Raw genomic sequence first — 26,512 nt, forward strand, 5'->3', positions numbered from 1 at the left:
CATCTTCATCCATGATTTGGTGTCCACCTATCTTTTGGTGGACACTTCATGCCTCAGAGCACTGCGCTTCAGAAGGCGCGCAGAAATTCGCGCTTACCCTTTTCACGCTTTATTAAATTGGCTGCGTCATGGGGAAATTGATCAAGAGAAGGTCTAGACTATTGAAAAACATATTCCTGGGACATTCATCAGAAAGCAGTCGGTTGGCGGACGCCATGCAGGATCAGTTCAAGCATCCTCTTGTTTGTGGTCGAGCTACCGACAACAGTGGGGTATGCGCCTTTAAGGTCAACGACAGCCACTTAGACAATCTCATACGGATAACGAAGCAAGTGGATTTTGCGGTTTTCTTGTTGACGCCGGATGACGCTATAGATCATCGGAACACGATGGCCTTTGCGCCAAGAGACAATGTAATTTTAGAGCTGGGGATGTTCATGGGAGCGCTGGGAAAGAAACGAACGTTCTTTGTCGCCCCAAGTGATTACGAGACGAGGATTCCGTCGAATTTCCGGGGCATTACGCCGATAATCTACGACTTCCTAGCGAGCGACAGCGATCCTCACCGCAGCGTTCAAGCAGCTTGCAGGCAAATACGAGATCTGATGGAAGACCTCCCGCCACTCCCTCGTAACGACGATCCTGTTGAGACAGGATCACAGCCGCCCGTACCTGAAGGCTTGCTAATCGCTCGTAAAATGAACAAGCAGGTTGTGTTTAGTGGCTCATTCGCGATGCAAAAGCGCGTCGTGGCGCTCGCAAATGCACAGTGGGATACGAACCTCGATGGCTGGAAGATCAGCGAGAAAGACTTGTCCCGAGCCGAAGCGCGTTGACGATGAATTAAGGCCGCCCCTATCTGAGACCTATGCTCATCTCGATTGCAGGCTCCCATTCCAAAATATGGTCACCATCTCGGAATGGGAAACTGGCAAGACAGGGGCAGTTAGTCGTTACAACCCTTTCGATGCCCCGAGCTTCTAAATGGTGGATCATGATCACCGCTGACGGATCATTTTCAGCTCGGAGTTCGTCAAGAGTCTGAAGCTTGCCGCCCAGATAGTAGGTTCCACTGATCTTCGGTTCCGGTCCGTGCCCGGGCTCCCGTGATTCGAACCAGAAGGCGTAGGGTTGGACTCCTCGCTCCAAGGTTAGCCGGTGGGCAATTCCGGCCGCCGCTTCGACGTCCCAAGACGATGTTTCGACGACGTACTCTGTACTTTTGAATGAAGCGTCAAAAAGAAAACGTATGTGTTTTGTGCTCATGTGGTTAGGTCCTTTTCGGAGGTCTAATTGGGCTCTCCAATCTTGCAAGGAACAACGGGAAGCTGGTTTGATCAACGCTGTCGTATTACCTTCTTGAGGATCCTGAGTTCGATTTCGGTTCGCCCAAGCGTGGCCGTCGCGGCAGATGCGCCGGTTCGCCCGCGCCCTATGCGTTTCGCAGCATCCTGGAACGCGTGTTATTGATCAGCCGTTTTGACGCGCCGAGCGCCTGTTCAATTAGTTGATTTAGCATCGCAGGTCTCGATGCGAGATTTTCCCACAACGTCCAAGTCGCATATCCAGCGTCTATGTTGTCCTGCAATCGGGCGGGCTTCCAGGTCCCTTGCCCTTCCCATTTGATTGTCGGAAGACCAATCCCCACCATGCCCATTTGCTGATGAAGTGAGGCATGAATTTCCCAATCGACATAGCGGCGATTTGGCGTCTCGGCGCCACACAAAACGATCGTGCAGGAGCTTCCGTGCAGGTGCGTTTCTCGGATCCGTCTCATGACATATTCAAAACTGGCGCTGTCGATCGCCCGCTCCAACGAGTTGTCGGTGATCATCTCGTAGCCGTCATGGAACAGCCTAGAGAAGCTGTCGTAGAAGGTTTGATCATTGCGGTGGTGGTAGCTCACAAACGCCTTCCTGCGGACTGGCTGTTGGGGGAAGAAGCTCACGGCGCTAGCCTTTTTCTCTCTCGTTTAAAAACGAACAGTTGCCGCCGATCGTATTTGGATCTGGCAATAGATCAACCGCGTATACGCTTGATCTAACTGATCTTTGTCCCCTCGCGACGTCAGGCGTGGCCGCTTTCTGTTTTTTCAAATCAAAAATATGTTGCGAAATTGCGGGTGGAATGGGTTGTCCGCACCCTACCGAAGTTCTTCTTGATCCTTGGCGGCGACGGCGCAGTCTTCGCCCATCATGCTCATTCGCGGTTGTTGAGAAGAGCCCTACTCTCCGGACCGGCCGTCGAGAACTCGCTCCCGTCAGGATCGACAATACTAATTTCTTCGCTTGGGTAATCACCATTCATCCGCTATCAAACCCTCAAGGGACTTTCGAAAAAAGCCGCGATGCGAATGTGCGAGGCACTGGACGTCAAATCGTAAGTCCCAGACCCAATTGCTCACTTAGCGTCATCGGAAGCATGCGCCGCCGATAGACTGCAAACAACAGAGAACACCAGCTATTGCGAAGGCTGATAGGATAAGGCCGACGAAACTTGGTGGGAAAGCTCACTGTCGGCTTTTGACAAATCGGCGTGTCCCGTCGGTTTTCACGATCCTGATCGAGTTGAATTCACTTGAAAGCACCTTGTAATCGACGATGAGGTTCCGCGCCAACAGGTAGCTCAGCGCCGGGTTAATCCGCCTTGGATCCCATCCATATCGCCGAGCGACCTCAGCCGTGTCGTGCGGGAACATAGGATCGTTTACAAGTTCCACCGCCATTCTCAACGCGTCATCTTCCGGAGACCATTCCATAAAGTGCTTGTCGAACTGAGCAAACAATTCCGGCTTCGGCATGGCGCGATTAAGACTCAGCTTTATGAAGTCTCGAAGCTCGTAAAGGGCGTCCTCAACGTCTTCCTCCGAAGCCGCAATCGCGGAAGCAAGCTCGTCGACGCCCTTTTGCGGATCAGCAAACATCGCCGTCTTGGTTTCCTCGACGAAGACCTTAGCAATCGCGGTGGCGGTTTGCGAATAGCTTGTCGATGGAAGAGATGTCGTCGCGGGTGCCGGTCCGAGCTGGGGTTTACTGGAAATCTCATGGATGTCGTTCGCGAGATCGCGTACGGCCGCATCGAAATTATTCGTGTCCAGTTCAGGTGAGAGCATCCCCGTAAGAAGTGTCGGCAGCTCGGTTGTGGACACGCCGTACCGAATGGGGATGAACTTCGCCTGACCCGAGACCCGTCTAACGAGCCCAGCGTCCATCTCAAGCTTTACCCACGGCTTTCCGATTGCGACTGGGGTGAGCAGTACAAGGAAGTGCGTGCAGTTGCCCAGACCCTCATCGATCTTTTGACGCAAACTGTCGCCTGAACCGATCTCCCATTCAGCCCACCAGATGTCGATACCTTTCGCCATCAACCCCAGCGCCAGCTTCTCGGCCAGTTCAGAATCTTCGAACGAATAGCTCAAAAACGCTTTGGGCGGCGCCTTTTGAACGGGCTGAAACAAAGTAACTTCCTGATCCTCGGGGCTCATCCGTTCCTTGACCACCGTCAACAGATCGGCCGACCCTTCGATGCTCAAGCGCAAATCATCGAGACTTTCACCGTGAACAATGACCGTCGGAAACTCGCCTGTCTCGGGATGCCTAATAGCGGAAAAGCGCTCCCTAAGCTGTTCCTTTGCGCTCTCAATCATCGCCTTCTCAATGCCTTCGGCGAAGTCGTTAGCGTTAAACGGACGTCCATTAAATTTCAGACCCATTTCTATATCTCCCGTCGCGCTCCTAAGTATGAACGGAAGGGGAACACGTCAACATTTCTGGTCGCTCATCTCAGGTTTTTGTCGCTAAAGGTTGCACAACAATCGAACGCGTGGCGATTTTGGCCCCCCACTAAGGAGCCATTTCTCTTTCACCGGGTTTGTGGCCCAAGAAATTCTTCGCGTAACTCCTCAACCATTCCTCCACGCGGACCGACTGCTCACCTGCCAGATCTTCGATGATCGCGTCCATGAAAAGCTTATCGCCGATGTGCTCACCAAGCGACCGGTAGGCTTCGAACTGCGTCTCCGTAAAGAATTGGTCGGCCGTCGAGTGATGTGGGAACGTTGGCTCGTCTAAACGATAGCGTCTAAGGAATTCACCTTCGTTGCCAGTCAATGACAGCTTCACGTAGAGTAGATAACCGATCTCCCATGGCTGCTCTTCGTTTCCAGTCGGGTATCGGATTTTGCAAAACCGGAAGTGGGACCGGCTGAAACCAGACTCTAGCAATCGCAATTCATCGAGCTCGGCATCGATATGGATGCCCATATCAATATATGCCAGCCGCTGCACATTGGTCAGGCCATGGAAGGTCATCCCGGGATCTGCCTCGCCGTCTATAGCGACGATGTACCGGCAACGACGCCGTAGTAACTCGTAGACCCCCAAGTTTTCAATGTGCCCGCCATCAGAGATGTTGACATAAGGGAGGTGCTCGTTGGCGCTCGCCGTAAACTCTCGAACTAGATAACTGAGACCGGGCCCCCTACGCCACCAAGTCCGTTTTGGCGAAGCCTGTTCGTCTTCGTTGTCGTCAGGTTTTTCCAGCCACGCGTTCAGTCTCGCATTGAACAGCGTCAGCCAAAAACTCGCGCGTCGTGTCGTCCGCAACCCCATTTGAGGCGACACAGCAGCACCAGAGAGAGCCATGGCCGCCGCGAGGTCAAGCTTCGGATTACATTGCTCCCACGCCTTGGTCTGATGATAGTCAACGAGCTTGCTTCCGGTCATGAGCGGCGTGAATGCGAATACATCCGAAAGACGACCGCGCATTTTCGGTTCTTCAGATCCCGGAGCATTCAACGCGCAATTGATGATCGGATAGAAGGAAAACTTAGGCTCAAAGTCGCTCAGTCGCGGCGGTGCCTCACCAGTATCTGTATAAATGAACGCGGTGGCGAGCTTCGACCGATAGTAACGGTAGAGTGAGGTCTCGTTCACATCGACCGCACACCAAAGAATGAAGACCATTGCTGCGATCGCGGCCAAAACGATAATTGTATTTGCTGGGGGCTGCTGGCCAAAGATCGCGAAGAAAGCATGTTCGACGAGAAGGAGAAAAATGATTGTTAAGATGGTCATCGCGACAGAACGCGCGTTCGCATACACCGCGAAAATTGCACCAAGAACCGCGATAAAGATCCCGCCAACGAGTAGGGTCGCGGACAAGTCGTCTATCCCCAAGGCTGAAACGAAATTTCTAGTCAGCCAGGCAATTCCATTGTGAAAAGCCCCCAGAACGAACCATATGAGTGGCAAGCAGAACATAGTGCCCAACAACAGGTGCCACCTTGTCAGCTGCTTTAATTGCAGCCTTTCTGATCGAGAAATGATACTAAGTGCGATCAAAGCTGCAACTGGAAAAACCCAACCTAGCCACGTCGGAGCCTTCATGTGCTCTAGAGCTACTCCGACAGTGAGTTCCAGCGCAGAGAAAAATGCTATCGCAGCGAATAAGACAATTACGTTCACGAAGACCCCGTAGGTCGATCGCATGACCAAGAGCAAACGTTCGGCAAAACCTCCGGAAAGGAAGCTGGCCCGCTGCCGAACCCCCATCAAGAGTTCGGATTCCTGCTCAGTTCGCTTAAATGGCTCCTGTTCGAGGCGCAGCCCGATATTGTCAGTGGAACGGGCTTGACCGACTAAAGATGTAAGGAAACATCCCGCATATCCGCCGCCCGAAACGGTCGAAAGGTAATCGAATTCCGGCAAGAGATTTCGACGAGCAAGTGCAGCAAGAACGCCAAGGGAGAACGTGGCGCTTCGTATCCCACCTCCAGATAGCGCAAGCCCCGCCGCCCAATCATCTCGGTCAATCTCATAATGCGCCCTGCGATCTCCGACGGCCGCCCGCTCCAACTCCATGAAAGGTTCGATGCCACCCGCCGGTCTCCATTTGGCATCCGGTAAGCTTTCCTCGTGCTTTCCTTGGCCGATTGACACGCCCGGATCATAGGATGCTGATCCGCCCTCCAACAAAGCTAGACTGCGCTCCAACTCCCGCAGGGCACCTTGGGTGCAATAAAGTTCAGCTCGAAAATCATCACTGGAGTCAAGCGCGTCCAAGGCACCGCTCTCACCCAATGGATGCCATTTTGCCGTGAACGGCCTGACTGATGAGTTCAGGGCATGCCAAACCAAGATCTCGAACGTGCCGCATCCGACGTTCTCCGCGGTAATCTCTCGCGCCCTCTTGAATAGCTCAACAATGCTTTTCAGAGCACTCTTTTCGGTACCGCTGCCGTAGGAGAGTCGCGCGGTTGCAATTCGAGAGACAAGTTCGGTCCGGAACTGATGGGCAGCGGCCTTGTTAGGCTTGTCTTCCATCCATTCGCTGTCGCCATATGCTTCGAGAAACTTTGGTCCGAAGAGGCTCGATTCGGAGCGATCCGGCAGTTTCGATCTGATGTTTAAGCTTGTCACGCAAGTCTCCGGATCGTCGTCGTTGGTCACATCTAGCAGCTTCAGTTGAAGCGATAGCAGTCATCTGAGCATCAGCAGTCAGACTGCTTACGCCCCTCTGCCCGAATAGCCTGCTTGTAACTGCGCCTAGTCCAAAATCTTGTCATCACTCACTGAATATCGCGAGGCGCTCTGATGAAACTGGAAGGGATCGTTGACAACCCGGTTCAAGTTCGACGATTGCGTCGTGTTCAACCAGTCAAGAAGGTCTGGGCACTGGTCGTCCATGTACACGCGATGACCCCTGCTGTTTTTGTAGCCGATATTTTCGAGAACTTCCTTAGGGACCTCCGGCGCTTCCTTGCCGAAATAGAAGAAGCGATCCGAAATCAAAACGCGATCAGTCCCCGTATCCGTCTTGATATTATAGATGTCGGGCGAACCGTTTGGCCGACTGTGATGGGAATCTAGCTGCTGCCAGCTGCCGTTATGCTGATGATAGATATTGTCGCCCAACATCATCGTTCGGCTCCCATTACGAACAGGTCGCTTGTCTTTAAATCTTGGATCGGCCCAATAATCGTCGAAGGACAACGCTTCGGTGACTTGCATCGCAAAAATGCAGCGCCCGACGGCACCGAGCTTGGTGCCGCCCATCCCGATCACCCAGTCGCCCTCCTGAGCCATTCTTCGGACCACCGGTTTGCAAGTTGCGAGTGTGCAGAGGCCATGGAATGGGTTCGGGGCAAAACCAAAGTCCCGTGCGACAACGTATATATAGACCGCCATGAATCAGCAGCGCGAGGTGGACGGCATGTGGACGGGAGCGCGTGAAGATCCGTCAGGCTCTTGGAAATCATTGTCCGTACCCTCCACCGCGCCGATAACTTTGTCCGGGTTCCAGTTCACAAGAGCGCTGCCGTAGTCCTCAAAGGCAGGCGGAATATCCGCTTTGGTGCCTCCCCTGGTGAACACGCCGACAATCCGCTTGCCGAGTTCGTGAGCCTTCTTGATTTCCCAGTTCACCCAAGGTCGAGCGTGCGTTTCTTTCCCGATCAAAACGATGACAGTCGACGCCCAGGACATCTTTATCCTCAGAAGACGCTTGATCGCGCGGTCGCTGACTAGCCCCTTGGCCAGGCGTTCCTTGTTGGCTGGCTTGGCCCGAATAGAACTGTTTCGGATCTCGTACCCCTTCCGGCTCAGGGAGTCGGTAAGTTTGGTGACGTGCTCGTCATCGGCATGATGGTGACTAACAAAAACGTGCCGCCTGCCAGGCATTTCGTTTCTCCACTTGTTTGACGAATCGTATACCATGGGTTGAATCAGGAAGCGACGGTTTGGGTGAATTCATGGCTGGAAAGCTGTTCATATTCGAAGGACCCGACGGGGTCGGCAAAACGACCATCGTGCAAGGGCTGAAAAGGAAATTGTCCAACAATACCTTTGAGTTTTTGAGCTTTCCTGGTCGGGACGAGGGTACCCTTGGCCGAGCCATTTATCGGATCCACCACGGTCCTGAAGAGTTTGGCATCAAGGTTATGTCTGAACTTGCTCGACAGGCGCTCCATGTTGCTGCCCATATCGATGTTATTGAAACACGCATCAGACCGTGGATTGCAGAGGGCAAAAATGTTGTCGTCGATCGGTTCTGGTGGTCGACCCTTGTATACGGCAGCGTCGGCGGCAGTGAACAGAAGGCATTGAAAGAACTTGTCGCGGCTGAAGAGACTGTATGGGGCGAAATCAAGCCAGCGGCAGCATTTCTGATCGACCGGGATAGCCCGATTGATCGTGGAGAAGACCTGAACTATTGGCAGGCGCTTCGCGAAAGCTACGCCCGGCTCTTAGCGCAGGAGAGCTGCAAATATCAGGTTCATACGGTCAGGAATATTGGATCCGTAGCTGAAGCGGTTGATGGCGTCGAAGCCACAATTGCGGAAGCCCTGCGTAGCTAGGCATCGTCTGCGAAATAAAATGTAGAAGTTGAGTTACTTGCCCGTTGCCCGCCTTTCTAGTTGTGTCAAGCTAGCCGGAATTTAACGTGGGTCGTGAACATGTCAGGTTTCATAAAAAACGTATTCATCAGCCACATTCATGAAGACGACCATGGTCTGGAAAAGCTGAAGAAGCTTCTCGGCGATCACAATCTTGCCGTCCGAGACTCTTCCATAAACTCAAACAACCCAAATAACGCAAAAAGCCCCGAATACATCAAAAACTCAATCCTTGCGCCTCAGATCCAATGGGCTGGGACTTTGATCGTCTACGTCACGGCGGATACCCGCCAAAGTGCGTGGGTGAATTGGGAGATCGAATACGCGGCGAAACTAGGCAAGCGGATCGTCGGCGTTTGGGCAGAAGGTGAACACGGCTGTGAGCTTCCGGATGCCTTAAGAGAGTATCGCGACGCGATGGTGGGTTGGCACGGCAACTCCATCGTCGAAGCCATCGTTGAGGATCAAGACAAGTCTGAGCTGCCTGACGGCACTGCAGCGCCAATCTTGCCAATCACACGACATCCCTGCGGTGCAAGATAATGAGCATTTATTCTTACATCGTCAGGTACGACAGCGGGTTCGCGCCCAATCCTTTCTATGGGATTTGCACCCTTGCGACATGCAAGCCGCTGATACGGAAACATGCCGCGATTGGCGATTGGATCACAGGCTGTGGCAGCGCAGACCGAGCGGTCAAGCGTGGCGACCATATCGTTTATGCAATGAGGGTCACCGAAACGCTGACCTTTCATCAATACAATGCCGATCCTCGTTTCGAACGAAAAAAGCCCGTCCGAAATGGCAGCCGAAAGCAAAGTGCCGGGGATAACATCTATTTCCCAGCAGCAGGAACCGGTGGTTGGTCTCAGCGTGACTCATTTCACAGCTTAGCCAACGGCATCCCGAACCCGAAGCATGTGGCAAATGACACGCAGGTTGACCGTGTCCTGTTGAGCGACGACTACGTCTACTTCGGCGGCGAGGGCCCCGGGTTTCCTGCCGACCTTCAGGACAAGAACGGCAGACACATCTGCAAGACTGGAATCGGCCGCTCGAAATTTACTGATGTCGGAATGGAGAACAAGCTCACCGCATGGCTCCACTCGATCGGCCCAAAGGGGTTACAGGGTTCACCATTTGAGTGGCTAAGCTTACGGTAAGGAGGACTTCTATGACTGCTTTGTCGCTCGGACTGAACGAATATCAAATACTGGCATCCCGGAGCGACCGGACACGTGACAAAGGCAATGGGTTTGATTTACCGGTTCTTGGACTCGTCGGCGAAGTTGGAAGCCTTCTCAGCGAAGTAAAGAAGCGGCAGCGAGATAAAGCCGCGATCATCGGCTACGAGCAAACGGTCCTTGAAGAACTTGGGGATACGCTCTGGTATTTGGCCATAACTGCTGATCATGCCGGCATCAAACTAGCGGCTCTGGCTGGCGCAGACCCCGGGTCTGACCTGCCATTCACCGCCTTGCAGCCGCAACACTCCCTGCCCCTCAATACGCCAAGCGCACAGTTCGAAAAAACGCTTCTGCGCCTGACGGCGGCGACCGGCGAGCTTGCTGCCGAAGTCGATGGATCTCACGGCGACGGGATTTTCTTGCAGACCCGATTGGGCAGCGTTTTGACGCATCTTGTGCAAGCGGCAAATGAGGCAGAGGTTCTTCTCGAAGCTGCTGCCCGCGCCAACATTCAAAAGACCGAGGACCGGTGGCCGCAAGAGCGCGTATATCCCGAATTGTTCGACAGCGCTTTCCCTAGCGATGAGCAGTTGCCGCGAACTTTGGAAATTGACATCTACGAGCGTGATGCGAGCAACGATAAAAGGTATGTGCTCCAAAGCTGCAACGGGCTTTTCATCGGGGATCGACTAACCGACAACATCATGGAGCCAGACGACTATCGGTTTCACGATGTTTTCCACTACGCCTATGCCGCCGTTCTTGGCTGGTCTCCTGTTACCCGGGCGCTCCTCAAACGGAAACGAAAGAGCAAAGCCCGCGTCGACGAGGGCGAAGATGGTGCTCGCGCCAGCCTAATAGAAGAAGGCGTCGCTACATATGTTTTTGGTATCGCGAAAGATTTTGACTTTTTTGCCAATCAGAAGCCAGGTGACCTGAGTTTAACCCTTTTGAAGAACGTCCGGCAATTCGTTCGTGGATACGAGGTCCACACCTCTCCTCTTTGGCTGTGGGAGGAAGCAATCCTCCAGGGAAATCACGCTTTCCGGTATCTGCGAGAAAATCGTCGCGGTCGGATCAAGCTTGCTGTAGAGAAGCGGTCGCTGTCTATAGAGGAACTTCCAAGATGAACACCGCTCAGTTCGTTGAGACGCTGGCCGACCTTTCGTTCACGGATGCCTTCAATCCCTATTCGGATGCCTGCGGCGATTTCGATCAGCATGACGCCCCCGCCATTCGGCGAAAAAACTTGAAGCTCGTCCTCGACGCGGCAATTGAGCGAAAGGTCGATTCGATTTGGATTGCCCGCGATCTTGGATACCGTGGTGGACGTCGCACCGGCCTCGCGCTGACCGATGAAGCGCATCTAACCGATCATTCGGTACTATACGGCGACCTTCCCCTTGTCCGCGCCACGAAGGGTCCAGCACTGGCAGAGCGAACCGCGAGCGTAATCTGGCAGACCTTGAACCGTATCCAACGCCCCGTCTTCCTCTGGAACGTATTTCCTCTTCATCCCCACGAACCTGGCGCCCCTCACTCCAATCGCTGCCACACCCGCACCGAGCGCAATGCTTGCCGTCCCCTGCTTAGCTGGCTGCTAAACGTGCTTGACCCTCGCGTGGTCGTAGCAGTTGGGCGGGACGCCCAGCTCGCGCTTGCCGATCTTGGTATCGGCGCAATGCAGATTCGGCATCCGAGTTATGGTGGCCAAAGCGACTTCATTTCCGGAATAGAGGGACTGTATGGCTTGCCGACCAGCGCGGAATCTCCTCAGCAGCTGGCGATGTTTTGAGAACGAGGGATGTCTTTATCTCGTAGCGGTGCGCTTGACCTAAGCCGGGACCGTTTTCTCAGGTTTTCTGCCGCTCTGCCCTACTCAGCTCAGCGACCGTTGGAGGGAGACACAGTCCTCATTATCCCGCAATTTCGACCGTTGCTATTTCAATGGCCAATCTTGTCGGTGATAGAGGCGCAGCACGATACCCAGCACCGCCCCTGTTCGAGACGTATTGAACGTACTTCGCGCCATGGTTGGAAGGCGGCCGACTAACAGCTATAGTCGCTCCGCCGTCCGATTGTTTGCGGTAACGGTAGCGGGGAATCGCATGGTTGATACAGCTCGTCCGTTTATCGTGATTTACGTCGTCTGGCACCCGAGCTTCGCTATGGGACATGCGGTGGCCAAAGGCCTTTTCGAACATTTCCGGCGCGAAAGTTATGTAAAGATTACAGGCGGCACCGGAATCAGTGTCCTATACCGCTACGCGCTGGCTAATGGTTCAGACCAACCGCTCCCTATTGACTTCACAATGGCCGAGACCTCTTCCGTCATTGTGCTGGCCGATGAGAATTTCGTCAACGATCCCGTCTGGATGACTTTCCTTCGAAAAATTGCTGATCAGACAGGTTCAACCGGACTTTCAACGCGACTTTTCCCGGTTGCGATGGCGCCAGGCATTGTGGCTGCTCTCAAGGTCGATGAGCAAATTTTACGATGGGCGGACTGGAAAGGCAGCATCGATGATCTGACGGCCACACTCATCGGCCATTTGACATTCCAATTCTGCCGAATGCTCCGCCATTATCTTGAGCACCTCAGACGACCAAATGAGACGACCGAAGCGCTTCTCGGATATCTGAAAAAGGTCGACATCTTCCTCAGCCATTCCAAGAACGACACAAACGACGCAGGCGTGCATGTCGCGATGGCCATCCGAAAGAAGCTAACCCAGAGTGACGGGATGGGCAGTTTTTTTGATGTTTACGACATCCCGCCTGGCCTCAAATTTCAGGATGTTCTTCTCACCCAAATCTCGGTGAGCGCGGTTATCGCCATTCACACTGACTCCTTCTCATCCAGGGAATGGTGCCGCCTGGAGATCATCGAAGCAAAACGCCACAACAGGCCACTCGTGATCGCCAACTGCATTTCTGACAAGGATGAACGTGGCTTCCCCTATCTCGGAAACGTGCCGATTATCCGGCTGGATCAGAAAAAAACGAAGCGGATCGATGTCGTTATCCGCGCTTTGCTAGACGAGATTTTGCGGAATTTTCTGTGGCAATGCCGAGTTGAACTGATGCGTCCCAAAGCCACATCCGGCGTGACTTTCCTCCCCCGGCCACCCGAATTGATTTCCCTCGCAGCTCTCGTTCCAGCTACAGACGGCAAGCCATCGATCATTGTTTATCCAGATCCGCCGCTCGGTGCCGAAGAAGAGCGCTTGTTTTATGCGATCGCTCCGCACATACAACTTCGCAGCGCCACTGAGTGGCTGGCAGGAGCAACCCGTTGACCTATCGTGAGGTTTTCGACAACAAGTCGATAGCTGTTTCTACATCGGAAAGCCCCGATATGGCCGGTCTTGGATTGCATAAAGAGCACCTGCGAGACGCGATGGCCGAGATTGCAAGGCACCTGTTGGCCCTTGGCGCAAAACTTGTATATGGGGGCGATCTTCGTGCCGAAGGGTTTAGCAACCTCCTATTTGAACTCGCCGCCCGTTACAGGCGCGACACCACAAATCGTTCCACAGTGGCTGTGACGAACTACCTCGCCTGGCCTGTTCACATTCTTCAACAGCCCGAGCAGATCGATCAGGCCGTTGCCGACCTCCAAGGTACCGCAGAGTTACGCTTGCTAGATATCGACGGCAAAAACCTTGGTCTGGAAGAGCGTCACAAATTGCCGACCCATCAGCCGTCGGAACCCGAGTGGGCTAAAGGCTTGTCGGCCATGCGGCACACCATGCTTGCCGAGACGGACGCGCGGATAATCCTTGGTGGCCGCGTTGACAAATTCAAGGGCGATATGCCCGGCATCGCCGAGGAGGCCCTCTATTCGCTTCAAGGCAAACAGCCACTTTACGTGATGGGGGGGTTTGGCGGTTGTGCCCGGGATGTGGCCGAAGCGATTGGTGTCCTGGATTATCAGACCGCGAGAGCATGGCCCGGGCTAGAAAAGTTTGCCGCATTCAACAGCGATCAACTGAACAACGGCTTATCTAAAGAAGAAAACAGGATTCTCGCGAGCACTCCGCATGTGGATCAGGCCATTGTTCTGATCTTGCGTGGATTGACCAGAGTACAGCGTCGCGTCCAAGGCGGCATGATTGCGTAATCAGCCTTCTGTCATAGGTGGCGGAGCTATGTGGCTCAAATACACGCCGTCCGTGTCATGATCGCGGGTACCCAAACCAGCCCGGCAGTTTAGCACCCAGGCCCAAGCCATCATGAATGCACCATCTCTGCCCCGCGAAATGCTAGCTCCTGGATCGACTTCGAATTCTTCACTAGCCTCTGAAGTTGAGGCGAAGATACAACTGCTATCCCGCTGTTAGCTGATCTGAACCCTTCAAACTGGACCGATTTTGGTTAGAGTTTTCCGGTGATTTTTCCTGGCTGGGAAAGGAACGGAAGACGATGAAGGCATCGCAGTTTTCGGACGCGCAGAAGGCGTTCATTCTGAAGCAGGGTGATGAAGGGGTGACGGTTGCGGAGATCTGCCGCAAGGCGGGGATCAGCCAGGCGACCTACTTCAATTGGAAAAAGAAATATGCCGGTCTGTTGCCGCCGGAGATGAGGAAGCTGAAGCAGCTCGAGGACGAGAATGCGCGATTGAAGAAGATCGTTGCGGACCTGACGCTGGACCGCGAGATGCTGCAGGATGTCATTCGGCGAAAGCTTTAAGGCCTGCTCGGAAGCGGGAGGTGGTGAAGGGTATGTGCCGGGATTGGACGATCTCGATCCGGCGTGCTTGCGGTGCACTCGACTTTGATCGGTCGACTTACCATTACACCTCCCGTCGTGCCGATCAGGCCGGTCTGGAACGTCGTATTCGGGAGATTTGCGAGACGCGCGTGCGCTACGGCTACCGCCGTGTGCATGTGCTGCTGGAACGCGAAGGTTGGGGCACCAACATCAAGCGAACCTATCGCATTTACAGAGACTTGGGCCTGCAGTTGCGCAACAAGACGCCGAAGCGCAGGGTCAAGGCAAAGCTTCGGGAAGATCGACAGATGGCGATCGGTCCGAACGACGTGTGGGCGATGGACTTCGTGCACGATCAGCTCGCGACCGGAAAGAAACTGCGGGTTCTGACGGTGGTCGACACCTTCTCACGCTACGTGCCAGTGCTTGATCCGCGTCACAGCTATCGAGGTGAAGACGTGGTGCAAACGCTGGAACGGGTATGCCGCCAGGTTGGCTATCCGAAGACGATCCGTGTCGATCAAGGTACGGAATTTGTGTCCCGCGATCTCGACCTTTGGGCCTATGCCAAGGGCGTGATCTTGGACTTCTCACGGCCGGGTAAACCCACGGACAATGCTTTTATCGAAGCATTCAACGGCCGCTTCCGAGCGGAGTGCCTGAACCAGCATTGGTTCCTGACCCTTGCGGACGCCCGCGAAAAGATGGAGGATTGGCGCAGAGACTACAATGAGTTTCGGCCCCATGGTGCGATCGGCAACAAGGTACCGATCTCACTGATGAATCCGGGAAGCGCCGCCAGCCCGCTTCCCTGAGATAGGCCGGAAAACTCTACCATCCGCTGGTCCAGAAACTTGGGGCGGTTCAAAACCCGCCGAGACTCTAATCGCCGCCGGATGAAACTTTGGTGGCAGGTCAAGCCCGATTAAAGCGTCGACTGTTCGGATGCAGTCGCACCCGACCAAAGATCACGATTTCAGACTCGGAGGCAGCAACGGCCCCACTAACCCAGGAGCTGACTGCGCGCTAAAAGGACTTCCCGGCGTCGTCGGACGTTAGGGGTTTTCACCAGGCTTCAAACCGCTCCAGCAGCGCCTTGAGCTGATTGTTCTGCAACCGTAACTTCTCCGCCAATTGGCCCCTCAACTGCCTGACTTCCTCGTCAAGCGCCGCGACCTCATCGCTGAACGTCAGTGGCGGCCGCACATCGAAGCTTTCATCTTCTTCACGCTTGTCGGCATCGACGTCTGCAACATTCCTGACCGCTCTTTGACTGCGTCGCCGCGTTTCCGTAGACCGTTCTTGGGGAGGCTGTACGCGCTTAGGGGGAAGTTGATTGTCAGCGCTTGGCTGGTCAACCGGAACGGCGGCGGCCTTGTCGCTTGGGTCGGCCGGCACAGCAACGGTGTCGGGCGCGATATCGGGGATGCCAGCGGACTCATTTGACGTTTCTACCGTCGGAGTTGTGATGCCGTCAGCCGTGCCCAACGGCATCCGTGTTTGCTCTGCCGGCGCCTTTGATGTCTCGTCCAGTTTCGAAGTCTCGATTTCTCGCGGGCTGTCCGGCTCCTTGGCCTTGCGTCCCTGTGACGCCAGTTCAACCAGATACTTCCATGGCGATTTCATAGCGTGCCCTTACCGCGAACGATCGCACCGGCATCCATTACCCTGTGGCGTGTGGTGCGGCCGACCTACTCGATCGGTCTTTCGCCGGATGGTCAAGCGAGACCGAGCCGCTTGCGTAGCTCCGCATTCTCAGCCCGCAGCTTCTCGGCAAGTGCCTTCCGGAGCCGCGCGTTCTCTTGCTCAAGCTGGAGTAAATCCGCTATGTCCTCTAGGACTAGGACTGGGACTGGGACTGGGACTGGGACTGGGACTGGGACTGGGACTGGGACTGGAGCCATCTTTGTTTGCTGTACAGCTCGATTTTTCTCCTTGTCCTTTGCCTTGTTTTTCGCAACCGACGTTGCGGACGCCCCCCCATCGTTCGACTTTTCTGCGCGTTTTTTACGTCCCCTCGTGGTTTTGGCACCGTCTGCTAAGGGTGCTTCAGCGGTTGCCTCTGAGACCACATTTTTCGGCTGCGGACCCCTGCGCTTTTTCGGCGGCGCGGCTTCTACCGGAGTTGTCGTCTCGACGATCTCGGTGTTGTTTTCGTCTGCCACTAGTTATTCCCCTCTCTCCAACGGTCTATCTTTCTCTAACGGGGAGAGAGGAGTCAATGACGGCGTGTGCCACCCGGCCTGGTTTGACCGAACACCTAGGAGGAATGCGGGCCCATCTACTTGCTTGGAATCTCGTGAATGACAGGCGATTTCTGTTTTGGCCGTCAGATTTTTTTGGGCGGGACTCTAACGTTGGGGGCCACCAAATCTACGCTCTGTTAAATTTCTTTCGCTAGCTTCGGACCCCAGAATATTGAGGGGTCCATCCAATGAATACCGCGTCGCAGATGATGCACCATCACTTCCTGAACAAAGAAGAATCTTTCATGTACGATCGCGAAACCACGTTTCCGATGGAGGACACGAGGAACGAGGCACGCATCGAGTACACGGAAAAAGGCATGACACAGTTGAGCTCCCGCCGCTGCGAAATCATCAAGCTATCGAAGAGTGGTGCGATCCTCGGTATCCTGACCAAGTATCAGCTGCCGCAGAATTTCTATCTCGATATTCCTAGCGCCCGGATCCAGATGGTCGGCTGCCTGCTTAAGCGCGTTCACGCCAATAACATCGTTGAAGCGCGGTTCCTGCGGCTTTTGACCGACCGCGATCTCAATCGCATCTTCGTCTACAGTACGCATCCGAACCACCGGAACCGCACGCTCGACATCTATCGCTGAACGAGCCGCGCTATAAGCGACCGATACCTCTACGCGGCGACATATGTGCAGACAAAGAGCATCGTGGCGTGTCATCGACTGCCCCAACCACATTCCAATTCCTAGCGAGCGGCTGTTGCGCTCTAAATCTCAATCACGTAGCCGGGCCGAAACCCGTTGTTCTGCCGCTCATGGAAATACCCTCTTGCGTTGCAAAGGAAGCGGGTTTCGTCTTGGAAATAATCCAGAAATGATGCACATGTCCGTGTACCCAGTACCAGCGCCTGCCTTTCTGGATGACGGCCGTCAGATCGGACGCAAAGGCCGCATTCGAAGGGAAACCCACGAAGTTCGGGTGGAGGGATCTAGGCGATGGCGCATGATGGCTTAGCACCATCGTTTTCCCGTCGAACGGCCTTCCAAGCTCCGCCTGGATGAAAGCGCGGCTCTGCCGATGGCGAGCGATCATTTCCTGAATAGTGATGAGACCAATTTCGCCCGGCTTGCGTTCATCAGACCGATAGATTTCGGAAAAGTCCATGATTTCTCTGAGACAAACATGGAAAGCCAAATCGCGCCGCTCGTCAACCGGCAGCTCCTCAGCGCCGTCAGGGGCGCCAAACGGAACCTCGAAATCTGTCCATAGTGTTGCCCCGATTACCCGAAGACCATCGATTTCGAAGGTATCGTTTTCCAGAACGTGGACGTCGGTCCCGGCGGTTTGTTTCCTGACGAAATCCAGCGCCCAGTCGATGCTATTACCGTAATAGTCATGGTTGCCGAGTGTCGCGACGACGGGCACGTGCGACGCGATCACGGCGTTGAGAAAGCCGAGCGACCTGTCGATACGTCCCGAAATGTCGCCCGCGCAAATGCAAATATCTGCATCCGACACGACCGCCGGAGGAAGCTACTGCGAAGAAAACATCGTCACCGTCGTATTCGAAGCTACCAATCAACATTTCTGTCTCCTGATTTGGTTGAGCGCCTTGTGAATCTCATCTCGCCCGTCGAAGTTGAGATCGTCAACCTGCTGCCTGCCAAGGCCGTCGGCGAGCTTCAATGCATCATGCGGGAATGTGAAGGGCTTTCCAGGGAGCGTAAGGGATCTGTCAGCGAAGAGGAAATCAGCCGCCTGAAGAGCCGGCGAAGGCACTTCCCTCGCAGTTGTCGAGCCGACGGAGGGGAGCACTCAGGCAGCGGGGGAAAACGCGACCGACGTTACGACGGCAGGTCACGGTGACACGATTGCAAAGGCAGATACCGCCTCGTCCACGGCTCGTTCATTCAGCCCGATGCAGGACAACCACTCGGCACCGACGGGGTCTTTCCAGTGGCCCCCGGAACCCCGATGGTTAAGCAGTCCACTTGTGGCTATTTTGACGGTTAAGGTGTCCTTCTATTCCGCCGCAACGACACGGAAGCCACCTGTCCTCCCGGCCTCTTCGAGGTCGTGCAGGCGAACGCTAGGGCAGACCTTGGTCCCAATGTTGGCGAGATGCTTATGATGGGTAAGATAGATCACCTGTCCATGCATCCCCATTTCGGCGAATAGGCGAAATGCTTCTTCTGCCCGGAAGTCGTTGAATGTTTCCATAATATCGTCGGCGACAAATGGAAGGGGGGTACGGTTGGCGACGAACTCATGATACCTCACGCAATGCCAGATACAACTGGAAACGAGTCCCTTTCGACAATTCGTTCGCCGCTTTCGATCCGCCTCCGGCAGATACCGCAATCAGGATGTCCCCGTCTTTTCCGGGTTGGGCGGCGACGCCCTCGTACGCACCCCGACTTATAGTTTTGAACGCATCGGACGCACGGGCCATCATTCCGCTGCGGTGACGGTCTCGATATATTTTCAACCCGTGCTCGGCAGCCGCTATGCCTGCGCGCAGGTCCATGTAGCGGCGAGCGCTTTCTTCTATTTCGAGCAGCGTTGTCCGTCGTTGCTCGTCCAACGTGGCCACCTTGGCATCGCCGCCGACGGCATCCAACGCGTCCTGTGCCTTCGACTGGCTGTGAAAGAGCTCCCGACATCTGACGTCCTGGTCTTCGACAACCGGCGTTAGTCTGGCGAGTTCGTCTTCAAGCGCAGATCGGTCGACCCCAACTGTCAGTCGCTCAACCTCCGACACCGCAGTCGCGCCGGCGGTCTGAACAAGTTCGAGCTCAGCCTCAGAAACAGAATTTTCCAACTCGTGGCGACGTGCCGCAAGTTCGATGCGGCTCTCCACGTCGTCGAGAGTAACGACACCGAAAAACTCGACCATTTGCGCGACCTGTGCCACAAGAAGGTCCTGCGCGAGGTTCATGTCGTGCTCTTCTCGACGAGCTTCTGCAAGATCACGCTCCAGCTTTTCACGCCGGTCAGCATCCAGGCTCGCTGTCTTGATCCGCTCCTGGATCGCTTGGTACAGCGTCAAAGGCGCCTGTTCGGTCACTACATCGAGGTTTGTCGATAGCTCGACGACCTTCAACTCGAATAGCGACTTGTCCTTCTCCATTTTCTCAATGCGATCGATAAAGCCTTCCCTCTCCGTGACTGCTGAAGCAAGCCTCTCGAGAACCGAGAGGATTTCGGTGACGGCCGCCACGTTTGGTACGTCTCCAAGCTCGCGGAGCCAACATCCTCCACAAACGGTTTCCCATTGCACGCGCCAGGCTTCCGCAGCTTCGTCGGCCACACAAAGGACTCGGGTCCGCTCGGCGACATCGTTCCGAAGTCGCTCAACATGCGCGGCCGCATTAGCAGCAGCATGAAAGGCATCCAGCGCTTCCTCGGCGACAGCAACGAGTGCGTTGTAATCGGCGTTTGGGTTGAAAGGGATCATCGCGCCGCTCAGCGCTTCAAGGAGCAATCGCTTAGCCTGCTCATTATGATCGCGGATGTCGGCGACTTCCCCGTCTACGGCCATCAGCTCGCCTCTGGCTTTGAGCGCCACGTCTCGCTTGCGAAACCACTCTTCCAGCTCCCAGGGGTCGTTCGCAACAGCGATGCTGGAAGCCGTGGCTCCGAGCGATTGCCGGACCTCCGAGCGAATAGCTTCCCTGCCCGATGTTGCACTTTCCAGCACCTTCTGCTGGCTTTGAATATCCGCTCCGACGGCCGCTCGGCGTTGATGGAGCTGGTTGAGCCTGCCGACCTCCGCGAAGTGAATGAGCCGCTGCGCTGTAAGTTGATCGTCGGCCCGCATCACCTCCAGGAAGGCGTCGGCGGTGGCAGCGTTGAGGGCATGCCGATGAGCCGCCCAAGCCATTTCACGCGCTGCGCGGCTGGCAGCCGCGCCCGCCTCGTCTACGCTCCCGGTCTGCTCCCGCAGGCTTGCGATTTCAGCATCGAGACGCCGTGCCTCCGGCTCTAGTCTTTCGAGTTCCGATCGCGACGCTCGATGCTGCTCATCCAAAAGCGAGAAGCTTGATTTCCATGCTTCCAACCGAGTGCCCGGCGGCCGAACCACAAATCCCAGATCATCGGCAGTGCCCTCCCAAGGCAGAAGCGCTGCTTGCGCCTCGGAGAATGCCGTTGACGCAGCATCGCGCCGCCGCGCGAGCGAACGGAGTGCTATATCTTGGTCCGATTTCGGAGCGGCCTTGAGCGTTGCTTGAAGCGCGTCGAATGCCTTCACTCGCTCCGCCGATGTGCAAAATTCGAGGTCGGTTCCTTGGCTTTCATGCTCGAGCGACCGTGTGATCCTTGCCAATTCTTCCTGGGCCGCGCGGCGTTTTTCATCGACCCCCGACTTCGAGGCGATCAATGCCCTGAACGAGCCTCCGGTGAATGCGTCTAAAACAAGCCGCGCCGGCGTTGGTTCTTCCGGTCTGCCGAGCTGGAGCAGTATGCTCCCGATCGATAATTCAGCCGCCCGGGCTGTAAGCTTTGGTATGTCCCTTTCGGCGGTTACGTAACGAGCTCGAAGTTCCGAGAGTTCATCGATCTGGCCAGCCGCTTGCAAGGCAGCCGCGTCCACAACGATCCTTGAAATCCCATCTTCGACGGACCGGATCGAGTTCGACACATCCTGCCGCTTCACGCGCAGTTCGATCTCTTGCCTTTTGAGTTCGGGGACCTGCCGCCGCCAGGCAGCGGGCGGCTCACGAACGACTTCAAAACCAGCAAGCCTGTCCTTGAGCGTACTGAGCCGTGTCAGGACGGGCAGCGCATTCAATATGTGTCTGATCTCGTCGATCCTTCGTTGCGTCCCCGCCCTCGCACCGATCGTGTCCTCGTATTGTCGTACCAGTCGGTCGCGTTCGAGAACAAGTCGCTGATGTTCGCTTGCCTGGAGATCTAGTGCATCGCGCTGCTGCTTCAAATCAGCGAGCCGTGCCTTCAACTCGCCAAGCACGCCGCTTTTTGCTCGATATTTATAGAAGCCGTCGGTGTCCGACCGGATGGACATCAACTGCCTGCTTAAATCCGAAAGGCCTGCGCTGGCGGCGAACAGCAATTCTCCAAGATTGCCCTTGCTGGCGAGGATTCCCTCCCCGCCTTTCACGAGACTCTCGTCGTCGAGCGAGAACATAGGACTAAAAGCGTCCCGATCGATCCCGCCAAAATCGGCCCTTATGTCGACGTCTGGCAGGACGCGCTCCATATCGTCGAGGAGACTGTTCTGGGGTCTTTTGATCCGGACGAACTCACGGTCTTTCCCAGCAACGTTGATATCCGCCCCGATGCACATCGTCGGATAGGGGTGCAAGAACCCATACTTACTGGAATTGCCGATCCCGAAGACGAGATCGAGAATCGCGTCGAACGTCGTCGATTTTCCCGCCTCGTTCGGGCCGTAGATGATGTGTAGGTCCGGCGAGCCATCGGGCCGAGGTCCGAAATCTATAACCCCATCCGTGAATTTGCCGTAGCGGGCGAGATCCAGCCGGTTGATCCGCATCTATTCCTCCTGCCCGCCACGCAGTCGTGCAACCACTTCGGCGGAGCCGTCGCGCGCATAGTCCCCGAGGACGTTCCGGAAGGACGCTTCGTCCATTCCGAAGATATCTCTGAGTTCGGCCGGAAGTTGGCCGCGAAGCTCTTCCGCGATGGAAATGAGTTCCTTTTGATAGGCTGTCGAACTGAGCACGTCACCGTCTATGATGGACGACAGCTCTGCGAGCGCGCCTGCACCGCTCCCTGCATCAGAGGGCTCCGCGCACGAGGTCTGAACCTTGTCGATCCAAACGTTTCCGATCATGCTCAAGGAAGCGAATGTCGCCGCTGTGATGGACAAATACGTCTTTGGCCCCATAAGAGCGATCAATTGGCGATCGTTGTCAGCGTCGCGCCCGAAGCGACGCAGCAGATTCTGTAGGGTATCCGTGTGCATTCGCTGCGGCGGTATGTAACCACTGCGGCTCGGCTTCTTCACGCTTCGCTCTGTTGGTGCCACTTGCATTATTCCACTACAGGGCGAAATTGACCGATTCGGAATTGCGCTAAGGTAGGGCGGCGAACGAAATTTCCAAAGGCCGCGCTGTCAACCAGCCGTAGCCTTCGCTCCGCTATCGAAGTCTGATCATCACGCGATACGCCCAGGCTCCTTAAATCGCCGTGCCGCAGCAAATTTTATGTTATCCCGGTGGCGCGAGAGACGATTGATTGCTACTCCAAGCAGCAGTTGAGCGGGGCCGAATCGTGTTTCCAGATGAAGTAAGCAAGCGAATACAATCACTTTTCCGACCACCGCCGGTCCTTCTTATCGGCAGCGGATTTTCGTGTGGTTTCGGACTTCCCGGAATGCGCGATTTGGCGGACCATCTTCTCGAACAATTGTCGACTTCGGCGATATCCGACGAGGCGCGGAAACTCTGGTATCGGCACCGCGATGAGATTGAGAAAGACTTTGAAAACGGCCTGAATCAAATTCCAATCGGTGCAACGTCCCGTTCCGAACTGACCGACGAAGTGCGGCGTCTTCTGTCGGCTGTCATATGCGCGAGAACGGTGCTCGCGGAAGACAGAATTCGCGCGCTGCCCGAACCTCACAAGTCTGCGCCGGCGCGCTTGCTGCGACGGGTTTTCGAAGGAATTCCTCAGAATAGCGAGTGCGCGCCCGTCATCACGACCAACTACGACACGCTGCTTGAGCTCTTTTGCGACCTAGCACAACTGCCAATTGACACTGGATTCGACGGACATCGATATCGATTCTTCCGGAAAGATGCCGTTTACCGCACCCACTTCCGGCCGGAGACCATCGCCGGAAAAAAAAGCGTGCAGGTCGAATACCGACGTATGCCAAACGTTCGCATCATGAAACCCCATGGCTCGATCACGTGGCATTCCACCATGGCAGGCCCTGTCGAAATACTGGACTATCAAAAGGCATCCTCGCGCGCGATCGTCATCCCGGGTCCGACCAAATACGAGGATGCCCTGATCACCCGGTTGTTTGACTCGGTTCGAGCGGAAATGAACGGGGTTCTGAGAACCGCCAGCAGCGTCATGTGCATCGGCTTCGGCTTTAACGACGCGCATCTGCAGGGCGTGATAACCGAACGCCTCGGGAACAAGATGCCTTTGCTTGTCCTCACGAGATCGTTCACACCCAGCATCCGCAGTCTGATAGCCCAGTTTCCACACGTCTTGGCGATCGTTCGCGACGGAGACGGCGGCGAGTGTCACGTTGATGGTCAGGTTTACAAATCCGAGCATCCGATTTGGGAGCTGGATTGCTTCCTGCAAACCTTCCTGGAGTAGACTAGATGGCGATTTTCGCGTTTTCCCAAGACCAATCCCTTGGCGAGGTCCGGAGTGTCGAAACCTCTAAAATCACCGTAAGGGTGACGGACGCGCAACGCCTTCAAAAAGCACGTGTAGGACGCCTGGTCGCGATCCAGTCACTTGGTGATGAATGGCTCCTGGGGATTATCGAGCGCGTTTGGCGACATGCTGTTGAGATCGACACGCTTGAAATCGAACCGGACGTTGAAACCGCCTCCGACTTGCCCATCGAAGAAAACGGCGTGTCCATCAGCCTCGTGGGGACTTACAGGGAACGCGAAGGTGAGCGGCGTAACGTGTTCTCGCGCGCAATTTTCTCGCTGCCGGAGATCAATCGACCGGTATTCGCGCTTGACGAGAAATCGCTCGAAAATTTCATGGGCATCCTTAGCGCATCCACAAAGGGGGACGCAAAAGTCCCACTCCGGGTTGGGCGCTACACCCTAGATGAATCGGCCGTTGCCTACGTGGATGGGGACAAACTATTTCAACGACACTTCGCGCTTTTGGGAAGCACAGGATCCGGCAAATCATACGCCGTTGCATCCATCCTTGAGCAGGCTGCTCAACTCCCCCACGCCAATGCGATAATCCTGGACCTTCACGGCGAATACTCCAGCATGAAGTTTGCGCGCCAGTTCAGGATAGCGGGGATCGGCGATTTGAAATCGCCCGGCGAGGACGCTCTGTTCCTGCCATTCTGGCTCCTCACCTACGAGGAGATGCAATCGCTTTTCATTGATCGGTCTGGGGACAACGCGCCAAACCAGGCCCTCGCGCTGATGGAGAGTGTGGTCGATCTCAAGAAGCGTGCAATCAGCTCTTTCGACAAACCAGACCTTCTGGAAGGTTTCACTGTGGATACGCCAGTGCCCTTCAAACTCGAGCAACTCATAGCCTCGTTGACCGCCAAGAATGAAGACGAAACGGATACGGGCGACGTCTATGCTTCGGGAGCAAAGAAGGGGCTCCCCAAAATGGAGAAAGGGCCCCTAAACGGCAAGCTGTCGCGATTTCTTGTCCGAATGCGTACAAAATTCGACGACCGCAGATACGCGTTCATGTATCAGCCCCCGGAAGAGTATGGAGACTACGAGGCGCTCCAACGCCTTGCCAAAAAACTGCTTGGATCGGGAAACCTCGAAGACGGCAAGAACAGCGGCATCAAGGTCATCGACTTTTCAGAAGTCCCGTCTGATGTCCTTCCCGTGGTTGTCGGCCTGGTGGCGAGGCTGGTCTACCAGATTCAGTTCTGGAGCCGGCCGGGCAGCGATGGCGACGATCGCCATCCCGTAGTGATGATATGCGACGAAGCGCACCTTTATCTCCCTAGCCGACAGTCCGAGGTCGGCCCGCTGGAGAGGAGGGCACTCGAAAACTTCGAGCGCATCGCCAAGGAAGGCAGGAAATACGGCGTTAGTCTGATGGTGGTCAGCCAACGGCCTTCCGATGTCAGCACGACCATTCTCAGCCAGTGCGGGAACATTGTCAGCCTTAGGCTGGCAAACAAGACCGACCAGGCGGTTGTTCGGCAGCTCCTCCCGGAAAGCCTCGAGAGCTTGATGGAGATTTTGCCGACACTTGACGTGGGTGAGGCGGTAGTGGTCGGTGACGCCGTACTCCTCCCAACCCGCATCAAGCTGGACAAGCCAAAGAACCTACCGCGAAGTGCCACGATTCCGTTCTGGAAACGTTGGGAAATGCCGAAGGCACCGGTAGACATCGCGGAGGCCGTGGAGAACATGCGGAAGCAATCGAGGAGCTAGCCAGCAGGCAGTGTGATCGGCGGCGTGCTCGTTGCTCGTGTATGCTTTAGAGCTCGCCGTCGCTATGCTCCCGAAAGGCGGCAAACTGCCGAACCTACCATTTCAGCTGAGGAACCTGGCACGAGGGGCGCCCAAGTAGGGTCACCCTTGGACTTCAACATCTGCTGGTAGGTATCGTGACTCCCAAGAGTTCGTACTCGCTTGGCACGACAATCGTACTCTCGTTTTGTGTACGTCCAACCTGTAGCAGCACTATATCGGGTATTCACGGAGATGGGGTTACCCCACTTGCCGCGCGTAACCTGAATGATTGCGTAAGTCGCCTGCGGCTCCGACGGTCGAGGGACCACCACTCTTTCGGACAGAATACCGAGATCAACACCTTCAAAATCCTCTGCCGACGAGGGCGAGGCAAATGCTACGCAACCTGCCAACAAAAAGCTGATACTGAAACGCATAACTTATTCACTCCAGACACACATCAGGAACAGTTGTTCGGGGTATCTGCTCGGCTCATGCGTTAATCTGGAGCCACGCTTCGATCTGCTCCTGCAACTCATGGAGCATCATTTCGTAATCGCCCTGCCACTCAGAGAATGCACGCTCGCGGATCTCCTCGACAACTTCGCTCGGAAGCTTCGAATTACGATATCCAAAGAACTCGGTGGCCGCCTTGAGTTGGTTGTCGACCACATGCACCTGCATCGAGTAATCATCAGGCCATTCCTGTTGCGCCTTCTCAACGACGATCTTGCCGACTTCATTGCTCGATAGGCTGTCCAAGTATCCAATCATCGTCCGATAGCTCTCGACCTGTTCAGCGATGACGTGGGCCTGCATGCTATAGTCTCCGGGCCACTCTGATGCTGCGCTCGCCTTGATGGCAGAGTGAACATGTTGCGG

Annotated in this window: 24 protein-coding genes; 12 read left to right on the forward strand and 12 right to left on the reverse strand. The window is 55.3% G+C overall.

Features of this window, described 5'->3' with window-relative positions; genetic code table 11:
- Nucleotides 1-128: 128 nt before the first annotated feature.
- Nucleotides 129-836 carry a TIR domain-containing protein gene (locus tag ASD03_RS19620; RefSeq protein WP_082557351.1) on the forward strand — a complete coding sequence of 236 codons (708 nt, stop codon included), beginning with the start codon at nt 129-131 and terminating at the stop codon, nt 834-836.
- Nucleotides 837-855: 19 nt separating this feature from the next.
- Here ASD03_RS19620 and ASD03_RS19625 read toward each other — a convergent pair whose 3' ends face one another.
- From ASD03_RS19625 to ASD03_RS19650, 6 genes are all read right to left on the reverse strand, one after another.
- On the reverse strand, nt 856-1,266 hold the full coding sequence (locus tag ASD03_RS19625; RefSeq protein WP_057215349.1) for a hypothetical protein: 411 nt from the start codon (nt 1,264-1,266) through the stop codon (nt 856-858).
- A gap of 166 nt (nt 1,267-1,432) precedes the next feature.
- Nucleotides 1,433-1,906, reverse strand: a complete 474-nt coding sequence (locus ASD03_RS19630) for a TIR domain-containing protein (protein ID WP_244494659.1) — start codon at nt 1,904-1,906, stop codon at nt 1,433-1,435.
- A gap of 603 nt (nt 1,907-2,509) precedes the next feature.
- The gene (locus tag ASD03_RS19635) at nt 2,510-3,712 is read right to left on the reverse strand and encodes a toll/interleukin-1 receptor domain-containing protein (protein ID WP_057215355.1); all 1,203 of its coding nucleotides are present in this window, start codon (nt 3,710-3,712) and stop codon (nt 2,510-2,512) included.
- A 130-nt stretch (nt 3,713-3,842) separates the two neighbouring features.
- On the reverse strand, nt 3,843-6,449 hold the full coding sequence (locus ASD03_RS19640) for a patatin-like phospholipase family protein (RefSeq protein ID WP_348523274.1): 2,607 nt from the start codon (nt 6,447-6,449) through the stop codon (nt 3,843-3,845).
- A 96-nt stretch (nt 6,450-6,545) separates the two neighbouring features.
- A complete protein-coding gene (locus ASD03_RS19645; RefSeq protein WP_057215362.1) occupies nt 6,546-7,187 on the reverse strand; it encodes a hypothetical protein in 642 nt (213 codons plus the stop codon).
- A 3-nt stretch (nt 7,188-7,190) separates the two neighbouring features.
- Complete coding sequence (locus ASD03_RS19650; protein ID WP_057215365.1) at nt 7,191-7,679, reverse strand: TIR domain-containing protein; 489 nt, start codon at nt 7,677-7,679, stop codon at nt 7,191-7,193.
- A 59-nt stretch (nt 7,680-7,738) separates the two neighbouring features.
- Here ASD03_RS19650 and ASD03_RS19655 point away from each other — a divergent pair, with 59 nt between their 5' ends.
- The 8 genes from ASD03_RS19655 to ASD03_RS19695 all read left to right on the forward strand — a co-directional run bounded on the left by ASD03_RS19655 (nt 7,739) and on the right by ASD03_RS19695 (nt 15,110).
- Nucleotides 7,739-8,356, forward strand: coding sequence for a hypothetical protein (locus ASD03_RS19655; RefSeq protein ID WP_057215368.1), 618 nt, complete (start codon nt 7,739-7,741; stop codon nt 8,354-8,356).
- 99 nt (nt 8,357-8,455) lie between these two features.
- Nucleotides 8,456-8,938, forward strand: coding sequence for a TIR domain-containing protein (locus ASD03_RS19660; RefSeq protein ID WP_057215371.1), 483 nt, complete (start codon nt 8,456-8,458; stop codon nt 8,936-8,938).
- The gene (locus ASD03_RS19665) at nt 8,938-9,558 is read left to right on the forward strand and encodes a hypothetical protein (protein ID WP_057215375.1); all 621 of its coding nucleotides are present in this window, start codon (nt 8,938-8,940) and stop codon (nt 9,556-9,558) included. Before ASD03_RS19660 ends, ASD03_RS19665 begins: the two co-directional genes overlap by 1 nt.
- Before the next feature lie 11 nt (nt 9,559-9,569).
- The gene (locus ASD03_RS19670; protein WP_057215378.1) at nt 9,570-10,712 is read left to right on the forward strand and encodes a nucleoside triphosphate pyrophosphohydrolase family protein; all 1,143 of its coding nucleotides are present in this window, start codon (nt 9,570-9,572) and stop codon (nt 10,710-10,712) included.
- Complete coding sequence (locus ASD03_RS19675; RefSeq protein ID WP_057215381.1) at nt 10,709-11,377, forward strand: uracil-DNA glycosylase; 669 nt, start codon at nt 10,709-10,711, stop codon at nt 11,375-11,377. The genes ASD03_RS19670 and ASD03_RS19675 overlap by 4 nt, the downstream gene beginning before the upstream one ends.
- Nucleotides 11,378-11,690: 313 nt before the next feature.
- Nucleotides 11,691-12,881, forward strand: a complete 1,191-nt coding sequence (locus ASD03_RS19680; protein WP_057215384.1) for a toll/interleukin-1 receptor domain-containing protein — start codon at nt 11,691-11,693, stop codon at nt 12,879-12,881.
- A complete protein-coding gene (locus ASD03_RS19685; protein ID WP_057215387.1) occupies nt 12,878-13,705 on the forward strand; it encodes a hypothetical protein in 828 nt (275 codons plus the stop codon). Before ASD03_RS19680 ends, ASD03_RS19685 begins: the two co-directional genes overlap by 4 nt.
- Nucleotides 13,706-14,007: 302 nt before the next feature.
- Nucleotides 14,008-15,110 (forward strand): IS3 family transposase gene (locus ASD03_RS19695; RefSeq protein WP_156408011.1). Its coding sequence is split into 2 segments (ribosomal slippage): nt 14,008-14,269 and nt 14,269-15,110, totalling 1,104 coding nucleotides; the frame shifts between segments, so codons are not numbered across the junction.
- A 250-nt stretch (nt 15,111-15,360) separates the two neighbouring features.
- Here ASD03_RS19695 and ASD03_RS19700 read toward each other — a convergent pair.
- Nucleotides 15,361-15,921, reverse strand: coding sequence for a hypothetical protein (locus ASD03_RS19700; RefSeq protein ID WP_057215397.1), 561 nt, complete (start codon nt 15,919-15,921; stop codon nt 15,361-15,363).
- A gap of 808 nt (nt 15,922-16,729) precedes the next feature.
- Here ASD03_RS19700 and ASD03_RS19710 point away from each other — a divergent pair.
- A complete protein-coding gene (locus tag ASD03_RS19710) occupies nt 16,730-17,140 on the forward strand; it encodes a hypothetical protein (protein WP_057215403.1) in 411 nt (136 codons plus the stop codon).
- A gap of 133 nt (nt 17,141-17,273) precedes the next feature.
- Here the strand turns inward: ASD03_RS19710 and ASD03_RS19715 are convergent, their stop codons facing one another.
- The 4 genes from ASD03_RS19715 to ASD03_RS40640 all read right to left on the reverse strand — a co-directional run bounded on the left by ASD03_RS19715 (nt 17,274) and on the right by ASD03_RS40640 (nt 22,488).
- The gene (locus tag ASD03_RS19715; protein ID WP_244494660.1) at nt 17,274-18,014 is read right to left on the reverse strand and encodes a metallophosphoesterase; all 741 of its coding nucleotides are present in this window, start codon (nt 18,012-18,014) and stop codon (nt 17,274-17,276) included.
- Between the two features lie 504 nt (nt 18,015-18,518).
- Nucleotides 18,519-18,716 carry a hypothetical protein gene (locus ASD03_RS40635; RefSeq protein ID WP_244494661.1) on the reverse strand — a complete coding sequence of 66 codons (198 nt, stop codon included), beginning with the start codon at nt 18,714-18,716 and terminating at the stop codon, nt 18,519-18,521.
- 46 nt (nt 18,717-18,762) lie between these two features.
- Nucleotides 18,763-22,014 carry a YhaN family protein gene (locus ASD03_RS19725; protein WP_244494662.1) on the reverse strand — a complete coding sequence of 1,084 codons (3,252 nt, stop codon included), beginning with the start codon at nt 22,012-22,014 and terminating at the stop codon, nt 18,763-18,765.
- A complete protein-coding gene (locus tag ASD03_RS40640) occupies nt 22,015-22,488 on the reverse strand; it encodes a hypothetical protein (RefSeq protein ID WP_244494663.1) in 474 nt (157 codons plus the stop codon).
- 368 nt (nt 22,489-22,856) lie between these two features.
- Here ASD03_RS40640 and ASD03_RS19735 point away from each other — a divergent pair, with 368 nt between their 5' ends.
- Complete coding sequence (locus tag ASD03_RS19735) at nt 22,857-23,819, forward strand: SIR2 family protein (RefSeq protein ID WP_057215412.1); 963 nt, start codon at nt 22,857-22,859, stop codon at nt 23,817-23,819.
- A 5-nt stretch (nt 23,820-23,824) separates the two neighbouring features.
- Entirely contained in the window at nt 23,825-25,609 is a 1,785-nt protein-coding gene (locus ASD03_RS19740) for an ATP-binding protein (protein WP_057215415.1), read from the forward strand.
- Nucleotides 25,610-26,122: 513 nt separating this feature from the next.
- Here ASD03_RS19740 and ASD03_RS19745 read toward each other — a convergent pair.
- A complete protein-coding gene (locus tag ASD03_RS19745; RefSeq protein ID WP_057215419.1) occupies nt 26,123-26,449 on the reverse strand; it encodes a hypothetical protein in 327 nt (108 codons plus the stop codon).
- Nucleotides 26,450-26,512 lie beyond the last annotated feature (63 nt).

It is taken from the genome of Ensifer sp. Root127 (assembly GCF_001425225.1).
GTDB classification, from domain to species: domain Bacteria; phylum Pseudomonadota; class Alphaproteobacteria; order Rhizobiales; family Rhizobiaceae; genus Ensifer; species Ensifer canadensis.

Coding starts and splice junctions, on each gene's coding strand:
- ASD03_RS19620 (WP_082557351.1), top strand. CDS start 129: ATGGGGAAATTGATCAAGAGAAGGTCTAGACTATTGAAAAACATATTC.
- ASD03_RS19625 (WP_057215349.1), bottom strand. CDS start 1,266: ATGAGCACAAAACACATACGTTTTCTTTTTGACGCTTCATTCAAAAGT.
- ASD03_RS19635 (WP_057215355.1), bottom strand. CDS start 3,712: ATGGGTCTGAAATTTAATGGACGTCCGTTTAACGCTAACGACTTCGCC.
- ASD03_RS19645 (WP_057215362.1), bottom strand. CDS start 7,187: ATGGCGGTCTATATATACGTTGTCGCACGGGACTTTGGTTTTGCCCCG.
- ASD03_RS19650 (WP_057215365.1), bottom strand. CDS start 7,679: ATGCCTGGCAGGCGGCACGTTTTTGTTAGTCACCATCATGCCGATGAC.
- ASD03_RS19660 (WP_057215371.1), top strand. CDS start 8,456: ATGTCAGGTTTCATAAAAAACGTATTCATCAGCCACATTCATGAAGAC.
- ASD03_RS19665 (WP_057215375.1), top strand. CDS start 8,938: ATGAGCATTTATTCTTACATCGTCAGGTACGACAGCGGGTTCGCGCCC.
- ASD03_RS19670 (WP_057215378.1), top strand. CDS start 9,570: ATGACTGCTTTGTCGCTCGGACTGAACGAATATCAAATACTGGCATCC.
- ASD03_RS19675 (WP_057215381.1), top strand. CDS start 10,709: ATGAACACCGCTCAGTTCGTTGAGACGCTGGCCGACCTTTCGTTCACG.
- ASD03_RS19680 (WP_057215384.1), top strand. CDS start 11,691: ATGGTTGATACAGCTCGTCCGTTTATCGTGATTTACGTCGTCTGGCAC.
- ASD03_RS19700 (WP_057215397.1), bottom strand. CDS start 15,921: ATGAAATCGCCATGGAAGTATCTGGTTGAACTGGCGTCACAGGGACGC.
- ASD03_RS19710 (WP_057215403.1), top strand. CDS start 16,730: ATGAATACCGCGTCGCAGATGATGCACCATCACTTCCTGAACAAAGAA.
- ASD03_RS40635 (WP_244494661.1), bottom strand. CDS start 18,716: ATGGAAACATTCAACGACTTCCGGGCAGAAGAAGCATTTCGCCTATTC.
- ASD03_RS19725 (WP_244494662.1), bottom strand. CDS start 22,014: ATGCGGATCAACCGGCTGGATCTCGCCCGCTACGGCAAATTCACGGAT.
- ASD03_RS19735 (WP_057215412.1), top strand. CDS start 22,857: ATGCGCGATTTGGCGGACCATCTTCTCGAACAATTGTCGACTTCGGCG.
- ASD03_RS19740 (WP_057215415.1), top strand. CDS start 23,825: ATGGCGATTTTCGCGTTTTCCCAAGACCAATCCCTTGGCGAGGTCCGG.
- ASD03_RS19745 (WP_057215419.1), bottom strand. CDS start 26,449: ATGCAGGCCCACGTCATCGCTGAACAGGTCGAGAGCTATCGGACGATG.